This window comes from Micromonospora sp. BQ11, assembly GCF_052068135.1.
Lineage (GTDB): Bacteria > Actinomycetota > Actinomycetes > Mycobacteriales > Micromonosporaceae > Micromonospora.
In genome coordinates this window covers 462,251-474,555 of record NZ_JBQHDB010000004.1, presented here as the reverse complement: position 1 = coordinate 474,555, position 12,305 = coordinate 462,251, and the positions used below count along the sequence as shown (strand labels likewise).

At 72.3% G+C, this 12,305-nt stretch carries 11 protein-coding genes; 6 read left to right on the top strand and 5 right to left on the bottom strand.

Features of this window, described 5'->3' with window-relative positions; genetic code table 11:
• The first annotated feature begins 16 nt into the window (after positions 1-16).
• Positions 17-916: an acetyltransferase gene (locus ACTMSW_RS11865; RefSeq protein ID WP_441180589.1), complete on the top strand. Its 900-nt coding sequence runs from the start codon at positions 17-19 to the stop codon at positions 914-916.
• A 65-nt stretch (positions 917-981) separates the two neighbouring features.
• On the opposite strand, the gene ACTMSW_RS11860 is transcribed toward ACTMSW_RS11865, so the two are convergent.
• The gene (locus ACTMSW_RS11860) at positions 982-3,240 is read right to left on the bottom strand and encodes a catalase (protein ID WP_441180588.1); all 2,259 of its coding nucleotides are present in this window, start codon (positions 3,238-3,240) and stop codon (positions 982-984) included.
• Between the two features lie 250 nt (positions 3,241-3,490).
• On the opposite strand from ACTMSW_RS11860, the gene ACTMSW_RS11855 reads away from it, so the two are divergent.
• On the top strand, positions 3,491-4,678 hold the full coding sequence (locus tag ACTMSW_RS11855; RefSeq protein ID WP_441180587.1) for an RNA ligase RtcB family protein: 1,188 nt from the start codon (positions 3,491-3,493) through the stop codon (positions 4,676-4,678).
• Complete coding sequence (prfH, locus tag ACTMSW_RS11850) at positions 4,675-5,310, top strand: peptide chain release factor H (RefSeq protein WP_441180586.1); 636 nt, start codon at positions 4,675-4,677, stop codon at positions 5,308-5,310. The genes ACTMSW_RS11855 and prfH overlap by 4 nt, the downstream gene beginning before the upstream one ends.
• Before the next feature lie 4 nt (positions 5,311-5,314).
• On the opposite strand, the gene ACTMSW_RS11845 is transcribed toward prfH, so the two are convergent.
• Entirely contained in the window at positions 5,315-6,691 is a 1,377-nt protein-coding gene (locus ACTMSW_RS11845) for an FAD-dependent oxidoreductase (RefSeq protein ID WP_441180585.1), read from the bottom strand.
• Between the two features lie 191 nt (positions 6,692-6,882).
• Between ACTMSW_RS11845 and ACTMSW_RS11840 the strand changes: the two genes are divergently transcribed.
• On the top strand, positions 6,883-7,497 hold the full coding sequence (locus tag ACTMSW_RS11840) for a DUF6518 family protein (RefSeq protein ID WP_441180584.1): 615 nt from the start codon (positions 6,883-6,885) through the stop codon (positions 7,495-7,497).
• A 34-nt stretch (positions 7,498-7,531) separates the two neighbouring features.
• On the opposite strand, the gene ACTMSW_RS11835 is transcribed toward ACTMSW_RS11840, so the two are convergent.
• Positions 7,532-9,190 (bottom strand): glycoside hydrolase family 10 protein, encoded by a 1,659-nt coding sequence (locus tag ACTMSW_RS11835; RefSeq protein WP_441180583.1) that lies wholly within the window; start codon positions 9,188-9,190, stop codon positions 7,532-7,534.
• Between the two features lie 153 nt (positions 9,191-9,343).
• Between ACTMSW_RS11835 and ACTMSW_RS11830 the strand changes: the two genes are divergently transcribed.
• The gene (locus ACTMSW_RS11830) at positions 9,344-9,934 is read left to right on the top strand and encodes a carboxymuconolactone decarboxylase family protein (RefSeq protein ID WP_441180582.1); all 591 of its coding nucleotides are present in this window, start codon (positions 9,344-9,346) and stop codon (positions 9,932-9,934) included.
• A gap of 259 nt (positions 9,935-10,193) precedes the next feature.
• Here ACTMSW_RS11830 and ACTMSW_RS11825 read toward each other — a convergent pair whose 3' ends face one another.
• Together ACTMSW_RS11825 and ACTMSW_RS11820 are read right to left on the bottom strand one after the other, a co-directional pair.
• Positions 10,194-10,637 carry a MerR family transcriptional regulator gene (locus ACTMSW_RS11825; RefSeq protein WP_441180581.1) on the bottom strand — a complete coding sequence of 148 codons (444 nt, stop codon included), beginning with the start codon at positions 10,635-10,637 and terminating at the stop codon, positions 10,194-10,196.
• A complete protein-coding gene (locus tag ACTMSW_RS11820) occupies positions 10,634-10,966 on the bottom strand; it encodes a hypothetical protein (protein ID WP_441180580.1) in 333 nt (110 codons plus the stop codon). Before ACTMSW_RS11820 ends, ACTMSW_RS11825 begins: the two co-directional genes overlap by 4 nt.
• A gap of 240 nt (positions 10,967-11,206) precedes the next feature.
• Here ACTMSW_RS11820 and ACTMSW_RS11815 point away from each other — a divergent pair, with 240 nt between their 5' ends.
• Positions 11,207-12,259, top strand: a complete 1,053-nt coding sequence (locus ACTMSW_RS11815; protein ID WP_441180579.1) for a C40 family peptidase — start codon at positions 11,207-11,209, stop codon at positions 12,257-12,259.
• Positions 12,260-12,305: the final 46 nt, after the last annotated feature.

Here is a 12,305-nt window from a genome sequence, read left to right as displayed (position 1 = left end):
CCCGGAGGTTCCTGCCATGACCGATGTCGTCATCCGTCCGCTCGTCGCGGGCGAGGAGAGTCTGTTCGACTCCATGCCCGATCCACTGCCCCAGCTGCGCCAGATCCCGTACGCCGACGGCGTCGCCGGCGGCGGCTACCGACCCGAGCACACCTGGGTCGCGCTCCGCGCCGGCCGCGTCGTCGGCCGGGCCGCGTGGCTCCAGCCGCCCGGCGCCGTCGGCGTCTCCTGGCTGGAACGGTTCGACCTGGACGCCGAGCCGGAGGTGGGTGCGGCTCTCCTGCACGCCGCACACGAGGCACTCGGCGGACCCGGCCGGTACTACGCCGCCCTGCCGGCGCACTGGCGACGCCGGCCGGAGGTCCTCGCCGTGGTCGAGGCGCCGATGCGCGCCGCGCGCCTCGCCGGGCTGGTCGAGCGTGGTGAGCGGCTGAGATTCTCGTGGACCGGTACGCCTCTGCCCGCGTCCTCCGGGCGGTACACGTTCCGCCCCGCCGCGGACCCGGCGGAGATCAACGCCCTGGTCGCCCGCATCACGGAGCCCGACGTCCTGACCGGCGTGGAGACAGCACAGGCCCTCGGCGGCGTGGACCTCGCCACCGATCCACTGGCCTGGTTCACCGGGCCGGTCGACGCGTGGCGCGTGGCATCGGAGGCTGGGGAGCCGGTCGGCCTGGTCGGCACCGCGGGGGACGCCTGCTACCCGCTCATCCCCTACCTCGGCCTGCTCGACGATGCCGTCCGGGGCGAACTGCTGGCCGAGGCGGCCCGGGTTCTGGCGGCCGGTGGCGCCCGCGAGGTGCTGGCCGACGTGGAGGCCCACCGCGTGGCGGTGGTCGCGGAACTGGAACGGACGGGGTTCCGGCAGGTGCGGTCCCGGCTCCTCTTCGAGCCCGCCGCCACTCCGGCGGCGTGACCTGATCGGACGGTCGGGAACGACGAGCGGCCCAGATCGGTCGATCCGGGCCGCTCGTTCCGGCGTCAGCCGACCGACGCGGGGAACCGTTCCCACGTCCGGTGCGCGGCCATCAACTGCTTCACCTCACCGAACACGTCGGTTCCGGAACCGCCCGTCACGATGCCGGGCCGGTTGGCGATCCCCGCCTGCCGCAGTACGGCGTCACCGGCACCCCAGGCCCCGATCGCCTTGGCGTGCCGCCAGGCCTCCTCGACCAGGAGCAGGACGCGCGGATCCACGGTCGCGGCGTCCGCCGCACCCGCCTTGGCGTCGCGGGCGGGCAGCGCGTCCGGCGCCGGTGCCGGAGCACCGGCCAGCAGGATCGCGTCGAACTCGACCGACCGGGCGGTGGCGAAGCTGCGCTGCACGGGGAGGTCCTCGACCAGGCCGCCGTGCGGGGCGATCAGCAGCGGCACCATGTCGGCGGCGAACACCGCCCGGCGTACGTCGCGGACGTCGTCGAGGTCGCCGTCGGGGTCCACGACGATCCCGACCATCCGACCGTCACCCGGCCAGACGCGGCCAACCTGTGACAGCGCGGGACTGGGCGCGACGTCGGCGAGCGGGACGGTCGGCTCCGGGGCGGGCAGGCCGAGGCCGGTGGAGACCTCGGCGCAGAGCACCGGGTCGATGTTGGCGAGGCACTGGAGCTGCCGCTCCTTGATCGCCTGGTGGTAGCACTTGCCGAGCTCGAAGGTGTAGGCGCGGATGATGTGCTCCTTCTCGACCGGCGACATGCTCAGCCAGAACAGGCGGACCTGGCTGAAGTGGTCGTCGAACGAGAACGGATTGGCGCGTACCTTGGGCGCCTCCACCACCGTCACCGGCACGTCGACGAACGCGTTCTCCTCGTCCCCGGCCGGGAACGGGTTGCCACCGTCGAGCGAGTTCGGTCGGTACGGCGCGACGCCCGCGTGGACGGCGTGCTGGTGGAAGCCGTCGCGGAGCATGTCGTTGACCGCGGCGTGCGGCCGGTTGATCGGGATCTGCGAGAAGTTCGGCCCGCCGAGCCGGGTCAGCTGCGTGTCGACGTAGGAGAAGAGCCGGCCCTGGAGCAGCGGGTCGTTCGTGACGTCGATGCCCGGTGGCAGGTGGCCCACGTGGAAGGCGACCTGCTCGGTCTCGGCGAAGAAGTTCGTCGGCGTCCGGTCGAGGACGAGCTTCCCGACCGGCTGCACCGGCGCGAGTTCCTCCGGCACGAGCTTCGTCGGGTCCAGCAGGTCGATTCCGGCGAAGGTCTCCTCCGGGGTGTCGGGGAAGACCTGCAGGCCGAGTTCCCACTCGGGGAAGGCGCCGGCCTCGATGGCGTCGTACAGGTCGCGGCGGTGGAAGTCGGGGTCGATGCCGCCGAGCATCTGCGCCTCCTCCCACGTCAGGGAGTGCACGCCGAGCTTCGGCTTCCAGTGGAACTTGACCAGTGCCGTCTCCCCGGCGGCGTTGACCAACCGGAAGGTGTGCACGCCGAAGCCCTCCATCATCCGGTACGAGCGCGGGATACCCCGGTCGGACATGTTCCAGATGGTGTGGTGCTGCGCCTCAGTGTGCAGGGAGACGAAGTCCCAGAAGGTGTCGTGGGCGCTCTGCGCCTGGGGAATCTCGCGGTCGGGGTGCGGCTTGGCGGCGTGGATGATGTCCGGGAACTTGATCGCGTCCTGGATGAAGAAGACCGGCATGTTGTTGGCGACCAGGTCGAAGGTGCCCTCGTCGGTGTAGAACTTCGTCGCGAACCCGCGGGTGTCGCGGACCGTGTCGGCCGATCCGCGCGAGCCCAGGACGGTGGAGAAGCGGACGAAGACGTCGGTCTTCCGGCCCTTGCGCAGGAAGCCGGCCCTGGTGAGTTCCTCCGCGGCGCCGTAGCTGGTGAACACGCCGTGCGCTCCGGCGCCCCGCGCGTGCACCACGCGCTCGGGGATGCGCTCGTGGTCGAAGTGGGTGATCTTCTCGCGCAGGTGGTGGTCCTGGAGCAGCAGCGGCCCCCGCGGTCCCGCCTTGAGAGAGTGGTCGGTGTCGCGGAGCCGCGCTCCCTGCGAGGTCGTCAGGTAGGCGCCCTGCTGACCGTTGGCGATCGTCGGTGCGCCGGTCTCCGCGCCGGTCGGCGTACGGGTCTCCGGGGCCCCCTGCTCCTTCTTGGGCGGCAACGGGTCATGGGGAGTCGTCGGCTCCTCCACCGTCGGCGGGGCGCTGCCCGGCGCGCCGGGCACGGTGGGCAGGGCGTCGGTCAGCTTGTCCGTGGCGGCGTCGACCACGTCCTTGACGACCTTGGCGGGCTTGGTGGGATCCATCTCGGCGTTGCCTCCATCGGAGCTGTTCTGAGTCGGCCCCACTGCCCTACCCCCGGCTGACAAGGCAAAACGCGGTGATCGGGACAACCAGGACGGTGGGCCGAAAACTCGCTTGCCGCCCCGCACCAGGTTCGGGGATGGTGGTCCCCATGACGTTCTGACGGACAGCTTCCCGCTGCTTTCCCGGCCCACGGCACCGCCCGGTGCCGTCCTGCCGTCCGCCCGTGCCCTTCACGAGAAGTGAGCGTCGTTGTCTTCGCACCCCCTCCGGCAGGAGTCCCTGCCGCAGTCCACGTCGGCCACCGTCGCCGTGTTCGCCTCCCCCACCAGCTGGATCGAGTCCGACGCCCTGACGCAGTGTCACCAGGTGGCCGCCCTCGACGGCATGGTCCACGTCGCCGCCATGCCGGACCTGCACCCCGGCAAGGGTGCCCCCATCGGCGCGGCGATGGCGTCGACCGTGCTGTACCCGTTCCTGGTCGGCTCCGACATCGGCTGCGGCATCGCCGTGTTCCCCATCGCGCTCAAGCGCGCCGTACCCGAGCGGCTGGCCGCCCGGTTCCCCGACCTCGACCGCGCACTGGACCCCGTACGGGACGCCGACGATCCCGCCTGGGCCGTGGTGGAGGGCGACATTCCCGCCGGCCACGTCGACGGCCTCGGCACGGTCGGGCGGGGTAACCACTTCGTCGAACTGGCCCGGATCGACACCGTCTTCGACCGGAGCCACGCCGGGCGTCTCGGGCTCGACGCCGGTGACCTCGTACTCGTCGTCCACAGCGGGTCCCGCGGTCTGGGCGAGCGGATCCTGCGGGCGCACACCGAGGTCCACGGCGCCGGCCCCGCCGCCGATGCCGCCGCGTACCTGGCGGCGCACGACGACGCCGTACGCTGGGGCTCGCTCAACCGGCGGCTGCTCGCCGCCCGGGTCGCCCACGCCCTCGGGGCCGAGCCCACCGCGCCGATCGTCGACCAGTGCCACAACCTGGTCGAGGTCCGCGACGGGCTCTACCTGCACCGCAAGGGCGCGGCGCCGGGTGACGGCCGCGACGTGCTCGTCGCCGGTACGCGCGGCACCCCCTCCTACCTCGTCGCCGCCCACGCCGGCCCGGACGCCAACCACTCGGTGGCACACGGCGCGGGTCGCAAGATGTCCCGCGCCGACGCCCTGCGCCGGGGCCGGGCGAAGCACACCGTCGAGGAGCTGCGCCGCACCCCGGTGGGGTCCCTGGTGGTCTGCGGCGACCGCCAGTTGCTCTTCGAGGAGGCACCCACCGCCTACAAGCGCATCGAGCAGGTCATCGCCGATCTCGTCGCGCACGACCTCGCCACACCGGTGGCCACCACCGTGCCCCTGGTCACCTACAAGACGCCCGACCTCGGCTCCACACCTCGGGCGGACCGTCGGGACAACCGTCGCGGGCGAGGCCGGCCGTGACGGTCCATCTGCTCATGTCCGCCGGACGCGGCCCGCAGGAGTGCGCCTGGGCGCTCGCCCGGCTGCTGCACCGCCTGGAAGTCGACGCCGTCCGGGCGCACCTGACGACGCACCGGGTCGAGACCGTGCCGGCCGAGCGACCCGGCACCTACCGGTCGGTCCTGGTCCGGATCTCCGGCAGCGGGGCCGAGACGTTCGCCGCCTCGTGGACCGGAACGCTGTGCTGGCAGGCGCCCAGCCCCTACCGGGCGGCCACCGGACGGAAAAACTGGTACGTCGTCGCCCGACCGTGCCAGGTGGACACCCCCACGTCCACGTTCGCCGAGGCGGACGTGGACGTCGTCGCCTGCCGTACCGGTGGCCCCGGCGGGCAGCATCGGAACAAGGCCAGCACCGCGGTGCGGGCGACCCACCGTCCCTCCGGGATCGTCGTCGTCGTCGACACCGAACGCCAGTTCAGCCTCAACCGGAGCATCGCCATGCGGCTGCTCCGTCAGCGCCTCGAACACGACGACGAGGCCGCGCGGCGGGTCGCCGTCACCGAGCGGTGGCGCCTCCACGACGAGCTGGTACGCGGCAACCCCACCCGCGTCGAGCGTCCGGCGGCCCGGGCCGGCGCGGCTCGTCGCTGACCGGTCAACGCGCGCGGCGGTTGGCGCGCAGGGCGCCGAGGAGGACGCCGGGTGTGGCCAGCGAGCGCGGGTGCTCGCACATGGAGACGACCTCGTTGAACCGGCGGGCGATCGCCACGTCCGTGACGGTCGCCGTGACGATTTGGCGGCTGGCCCAGCTGGAGAAGCGGTAGCCGCGCGGGTAGGGCCCGTCGACGTGCGGCAGGGCCAGGTCGGCGGAGGTCGACACCGACCACGCGGCGTCGACCACCACCTTCTGCAGGGCGAAGAACCGGCGGGCGGGCACGCGCAGGTCCGGTCGTTCCCGCAGGTACGTCGACAGGCAGGCCGCGTGCAGGGCCGCCGAGGTCATCCCCTGCCCGTACACGGGATTGAACGACGCGACCGCGTCGCCGACGCTGACCAGCCCGGCCGGGAACCGCTGCACGGCGTGGAAGTCCCGCCGGCGGCTGTCGGCGTGGCGGTAGGTCCGCACGTCGCCGACCATCTCGTTCCCGGCGACCTCGCCGAACTCCGGTGGGAACTGGTCCCGCAGCCGGCGCACGAAGTCCTCGGCGGTGTGGCCCGGGCGGTTGTCCCCGTAACCGGCCATCATGGCCATCCACCGGCCGTCCTCGATCGCGAAGAACGCGGCACCGGCAACGTCCGACGACATCCTCGGGCTGTGCAGCGCCAGGACGAGGGTGTGCTCCGGGTTGGCCTCGCGACGCCGGAACAGGGCCGTCGCGTAGTTGAGGTGCACGGTCATCCGGCGCGTGACGGGCCGGTCCCAGCCGGCCTGCTCCAGCCACTCCGACAGCCGGCTCGAACGCCCCATGGCGTCCACCACGAGGTCGCCGCTCTCGATCCCGGGCATCCCGTCGACGTCGCAACGGACCCCGGTGGTCACGCCTTCGTCGACCACGAGGCCGGTGGCGCGGGCGGCGACCGTCTTGACGTTCGGCAGTCGGAGCACCTGCTGGCGGATCAGCCCTTCCAGGAGAGGCCGGCTCCCCGCCAGGCTGTCGGCGTCGTCGGGGACGACGACCTTCAGCCGACCGTCGAGGTAGGCCCGCCGGGAGGCGGGCGGAGCCTCGACCGCACCGTGCGCCAGGGCTTCGGCGCGGAAACCCGGGAACAGGCGCTCGAGCTGGAGGAAGCCGCCGGGCAGCAGCGCGTGCAGTTGCGTCCCCTGGGGCACGCCGGGCCGGTGGCCGGGCCGGTGCAGGTCGTCCCGGTCGATGATGACGACGCTCTCCGCGTGGTCGGACAGCACACGGGCGGCCAGCAGCCCGGCGACGCTGCCACCGAGCACCACGGCCCGGTCCAGGACCGGGGACGCCTGGTCGAGGGGCCGCACCGCGTTCAGCGCGGCCAGGATCCGGGCCGGGGAGGGGGACATCGCGATCTCCAGGGGGACGAGGGGTTACGCCTTGTCGCAGGCCCGCCGACCGGTGGGCCTCCGGACCAGCGAGACGTACGCCGATCGTTGCACAGGCACCGGGCCCTGCCCGGGAAGCTCGGTGGGATCGTCGGGTGCCGTGTCGCCGGGGGTCGAGGAGACGTCGGGAGCATACTGAGTACGCTCCTCGGATGCGACCAGGTCATTCAGCAGTGGCGCTGGGCGCCCTCGTGGGCGGGTTCCTCCTCGGCTTCGTCGACTTCATGTGGATCAAGTGGGTCCCGAGCCCCCTGGCCGACCTCGGCAACTCCACCGCCACGTGGGCGGTCGCCGCGTTCGTCTTCGGGTACTGGGCCAGATCGGGCCTGCTGCGTTCGGCCCTGGGTGCCGCCGTCCTGCTCGTCGTCGCGGTGCCCAGCTACTACCTCGCGGCGACGCTCATCCAGGGGGACGACCTGGCCGTGATCTGGGCACCGACGTCGCTGGTGTGGATGGTCTTCGGCGTCCTCGCCGGAGTGGTCTTCGGCGTCGGCGGCACCTGGGCGCGCGGGACGGGCTGGCGACACGTCGTCGGGACGGCGTTATCGGCCGCGGTGTTCTTCGAGGAAGCGGCGCGATTCGCGCGCAGGGTCGGCGACCCCCAGTATCCCCCGGGCTCAGAGTGGAACGTCGCCATCGACGTCGCGCTCGGCGTCCTGGTCGTCGCCCTGGTCGGCAGATCGAACCGTCAGAGGGCCCTTGCCGTGGCCGTGGCCGTACCGCTGGCCGTGATCATCTTCGCCGGATTCGCGATCGCCGGCGGTTGACGAACGAAAACGGCGGACCAGCGGGAAGCGCCGCTCAACCCTCGGTGTCCGCAGCGCCGGTCACCGACACCGCCGCGCTGAGAGCGCCCTCGTTCGCGCTGCGGTCCAGCCCGGACACGCAGTAGGAGAGCGGGCGACCGGCCGGGGCGGTGCGGTCGACCCAACCGTCGGCCCGGGTGGTGCCGACCAGCCGGGCCGCACCGCCGTCGACGCGGTAGACGGCGTAGCTCGCGGCACCGTCGCCGCGCCAGCTCAGCCGCACCCCGCCGCCGTCCTCCCGCCGCCCGTCGAGGACCACGGGGGCGGCCGGCGGCGCCGCCGGTAGCTGCGTCATCACGGGTACGAGCGCCGGGGCGGCGTAGTGCGCCCGGCTGTAGCGGGTGACCGCCCCGAGCTTGTCGTCGCGCACCTGGCGGGCGCTGAAGTGCACGCTTCCGCTCACGGCGTGCCGCCGGTTGAGGGCGAGCTGGCGGTCCAGCTCGGCCGGGTCGCTCCAGGCGCCGCGCTCCCCCACCCGGTAGTCGGCCTGGCCGATGTAGAGCTGCACCCGGGTTCCCTTCACCGTCGACGTCCACCACGGCAGCAGCTTGGCGTAGTCGGCCTTGCCGAACCCGATGTGCCAGTAGAGCTGTGGCACCACGTAGTCCAGCCACTGCCGCCGTACCCACAGGCGGGTGTCGGCGTGGATGTCGTCGTAGCTCTGCAGACCCGCGGTCGCCGACCCGGTCGGATCCGTGCGCCCGTTGCGCCAGATGCCGAACGGGCTGATGCCGAACTTCACCCACGGCTTGATCGCCTTGATGCGCTCGCTCATCTCGCGGACCAGCGTGTCGACGTTGGCCCGGCGCCAGGCGTCCTTGTTCGGGAAGCCCCGGCCGTACCGCGCGAACGCCGCGTCGTCCGGGAAGTCCTGCCCGGCCTCGGGATAGGGGTAGAAGAAGTCGTCGAAGTGGACCCCGTCGACGTCGTACCGGCGGACCGCCTCGAGCATCGCGTCCTCGACGAACGTCCGTGCCTCGGGGATGCCCGGGTTGAAGTAGAGGCGACTGCCGGGCTGGTCGGCGCTGGGGTAGGTCACCACCCAGTCGGGGTGCCGCCGGAGCGGGTGGTTCGGCGCCAGGCGGTCCAGCCGGGGGCCCGGCCCGCCCACCGTGGCCGGCTGCCCGCCCCGGTAGGGGTTGAACCAGGCGTGGAACTCCAGGTTGCGGGCGTGCGCCTCGGCAACCATGAACTCCATCGGGTCCCAGCCCGGGTCGCGTCCGTCGCGGCGCCCGGTCAGCCACTCCGACCACGGCGCGTACGCCGACGGCCAGAGCGCGTCCCCGCTCGGCCGCACGTGCACGAAGACCGCGTTGTGGTGGTGCCGCACGGCCAGGTCCAGCCAGCCCCGGAACTCCGCCCGCGCCGCCTCCGCCGGCAGCCCGCGCCGGCTCGGCCAGTCGATGTTGTTCACCGTCGTGATCCACATGCCCCGCAACTCGCGGGGTGCCCGAGCCGGTTGGCCGGCGCAGGTGGTGCTGCCGACCGGCCCGGCACCGGGCGACGCGCCGACGGCGATCGACTCGCGTGCACCGCCGTCGTCACCGACCCGGTCCTGCAACGACCGGGCACCGACCGTGGCCGCCACGGCCAGCGCGGTGACCAGCCCGACGATCAGTCGGACACGACGGCGGTCTGGTGCGGCGGCGGGCATTGCCCCAGTCTGCACAGGGCGTCCGACCGGGTGAACCGGCGGGCCCGTTACTTGACGATGAGCTAGGTCCGGTCGGCTGGCCGCCGGAGCTGTCACACCCGGTCCCCGGCCGGCGTCTCCATGGTTGAAGCCACGAGAAACCCTGGAGGAGACATGGCCAGTAAGACCCGTATCCCGAAGGCCGAGCTGACCGGCGTCTACGGCGCCATGGTCAAGCGGATGTCCCGCAAGATGCTCGGCGCCGTGGCCGAGCCGGTCGAGGTGGCGTGGCACAACCGGAAGGTGGTCAACCTCTCCTTCAGCCTCAGTCGCAAGGTACGCACGTGGAACCGGTGCGACGAGCAGCTGAAGGCCTTCGCCCACATGGCGGTGGCCAGCCTGGTCGGCTGCGGCTTCTGCCTGGACTTCGGCTACTTCCAGGCGCACCACGAGGGTCTCGACGTGACCAAGGCGCGGGAGGTGCCGCGCTGGCGCGAGTCCGACGTGTTCACGCCGCTGGAGCGTGACGTCATGGAGTACGCCGAGGCGATGTCGCACACCCCGCCGACCGTGACCGACGAGATGTCCGCGCGGCTGCTCGACCGCCTCGGTGCGCCCGCACTGGTGGAACTGACCGCGTACGTGGCGTTCGCGAACCTGGTCACCCGCACGAACGCCGCGTTCGGTATCGAGTCGCAGGGCTTCGCGGCGGCCTGCGGACTGCAGCCGCTGGCCCGCCCGGCCGCACGGCAACCGACGGCATGACGGGTGCCTCGTCGGGTACGCGAGCGGCGAGGCGCGGGGACATGCCCTGGCGTCCGAGGTACGCGAGAAGGGATGCCCGACATGAGGGACAGAATCCTGAAGGGGTTGAAGAACAAGGCAACCGCGATCGTCGTACGTCGAAGGCGCAGGGATGCCGTGGTCACCAAGCCGAGCTCCGCCAAGCGGCCCGGCAGACGCTTCTCATGAGTGCGCGACCAGCCGGGGGCTGACGACCTGCCGCCGACGGCCCGACGCGCGGTCAGTGCGGGTCCACGTCCGGGACCCCCTGGCCGAGGGCGGCGAAGGGAAGCGGGCAGCACGGGCTGCCCGCACAGGTGGCCAGGTCGTCGCACCCGGCGTCCAGCGCGGCACGCAGCGTCCCGGCGATGACCCGTAGGTCGGCGATCGTCGCCTCGACCTCGGCCAGCTTGGCCTGCGCCCGGCTCCGCAGGCCGGCGTCGGCGCGACGCCGACCCTCGTGCCGGGCGGTGTCGAGCAGGTCCGCGACCTCGTCGAGGGTGAAGCCGAGCCGCTGGGCAGCCTTGATCACCCGTAGCAGGGTGACCGTCTCGGCGGGATAGAGGCGATGCCCGCCGAGGCTGCGTCGCGGTGCGGCGAGCAGTCCTCGGCGTTCGTAGTAGCGCAGGGTCTGCGGGTTCACCCCGGCCGCCGCGGCGACCTGGCTGCTGCGCAGCCCGCTCATGCCGGCAGCCGCGCCGCGGCGCGGGCGACGAGCGCGTCGAGGACGTCGACGTGGGACTGCGAGACCTGCACGTCGACCTCCACCACACCGCCGCCGACCCGGGCCAGCGCGAAGGTGAAGAACGAGCAGCAGTCGCTCTCCCGGGCGATCAACTCCCGCGCGGCGTCCTCGGCCGACCGATCGAGGCGCCACCGCAGCCGGGTCGGGGCCAACCGTCGCTGTCCGTGCAGGGCGGTGGCGAACAGGTCGTCGAACTGCGCGAGTCGCCGCGGCCGCTCCCGGGTCGGGAGGCTGCACGCCTGCGGTACCCATTCCTGGTCGATGCTCATGCCACGACGGTAAGCCTGTACCCGGGTACCGGTTGCAACCCGAACGCCCTCTCCGATCGGGTCGTCGCGGCGCCGCGAAGGTCCCCGCACGCCCGGTTCACCTCCTCGGGGTGAGGAAGCGTCACCCCGCCAGGTCCGATGATCGAGGTTGACCGTCCGGTAGCCCAGCGCCGGTCGCCGGCCTTCGGGCCGCTGACCTGCCGACACACCCAGAACCGGTTCCGAGAGGAGAGGTTGTGCATGAGGTACTGGGCGTACTTGCGTAGACGCTTCGTCCTGTTCAACATCGTTGCATTCGTGCTGCTGATCGCGGTCAGCACGCTCACATACGTGGTGGCACGACCCTCGCCGACGGACCAGTCGGTGCTGACCCTGGGCGGGGTCACGGCGCCCGACAGCCAGGCGCGCGGCGCTTCGGGATACACCTACCAGCGCTCGTCCGACCCGGACCGTACGGAGATCCTGGACTCCTCCGGGCAGCCTGTCGCGACCATGACCGACGGCGCGCGGACCGCGAACATCCAGGGCCCGCTCAGGACGTTCGAGGAGCCGACCTACACCGACGCCAAGATCGAGACCCACACCTGGGTACGGCTCGCGCCCCAGCCGTGGCGGGCCGGCGCCGAGCAGGAGAAGTGGTTCGTCGACTGGCTCGCCGCCGCTCGCCGGGACCGCTCCCCCGACGTGCTGGCGATCTCCTTCGAATACGTCGTCGAAGCCCCGGCGAAGAAGGACAACCAGGGACAGCAGTACTCCGGTGACGCCTCGTTCGGGCCGCCGGACCCGGCGGATCCCGACGGTCGTCAGGAGCGTTCCGACTTCTATGACTACCTCGGCGTTCCGTGGTCGTTCCCGGACGGCAAGAGTGAGATGCCGTCGCCGGAGCGCAAGCTGGCCCTGGACTGTTCCGGCTATCTGCGGATGGTCTACGGCCACCGGCTCGGATTTCCGCTGCGCGGCACGAACACCCCTGGCGAGGGTCTTCCCCGCCGGGCATTCGCCATGGCGGAGTTCGGCCCGGGCGTCCAGTTGATGCCCAACTCCGGACAGCGGGCCCGCCGGATCGACCGCCTGCTCCCCGGCGACCTGGTGTTCTTCAACGCCCAACCGGTACCGAACCGCCAGATCGACCACTCCGGCATCTACCTCGGCCTCGACGACGGCGGACATCACCGGTTCATCTCCAGCCGGTCCCAGACGGACGGTCCGACCATGGGCGACCTCTCCGGCGCGCCCCTGCTGGACGGCATCGGCTACTGGCCGGACCGGTGGCTCACCGCCCGCCGGATCTGACCGGACACCGGGAGGGGTACGCGGCTCTGCGCCGCCGGCCGCCGGC

Excerpts from the sequence above, each read along its gene's own strand:
- ACTMSW_RS11835 (WP_441180583.1), bottom strand. The coding sequence starts at position 9,190 with ATGCCCGCCGCCGCACCAGACCGCCGTCGTGTCCGACTGATCGTCGGG.
- ACTMSW_RS11815 (WP_441180579.1), top strand. The coding sequence starts at position 11,207 with ATGAGGTACTGGGCGTACTTGCGTAGACGCTTCGTCCTGTTCAACATC.
- ACTMSW_RS11830 (WP_441180582.1), top strand. The coding sequence starts at position 9,344 with ATGGCCAGTAAGACCCGTATCCCGAAGGCCGAGCTGACCGGCGTCTAC.
- ACTMSW_RS11840 (WP_441180584.1), top strand. The coding sequence starts at position 6,883 with ATGCGACCAGGTCATTCAGCAGTGGCGCTGGGCGCCCTCGTGGGCGGG.
- ACTMSW_RS11825 (WP_441180581.1), bottom strand. The coding sequence starts at position 10,637 with ATGAGCGGGCTGCGCAGCAGCCAGGTCGCCGCGGCGGCCGGGGTGAAC.
- ACTMSW_RS11820 (WP_441180580.1), bottom strand. The coding sequence starts at position 10,966 with ATGAGCATCGACCAGGAATGGGTACCGCAGGCGTGCAGCCTCCCGACC.
- ACTMSW_RS11845 (WP_441180585.1), bottom strand. The coding sequence starts at position 6,691 with ATGTCCCCCTCCCCGGCCCGGATCCTGGCCGCGCTGAACGCGGTGCGG.
- ACTMSW_RS11860 (WP_441180588.1), bottom strand. The coding sequence starts at position 3,240 with ATGGATCCCACCAAGCCCGCCAAGGTCGTCAAGGACGTGGTCGACGCC.
- ACTMSW_RS11865 (WP_441180589.1), top strand. The coding sequence starts at position 17 with ATGACCGATGTCGTCATCCGTCCGCTCGTCGCGGGCGAGGAGAGTCTG.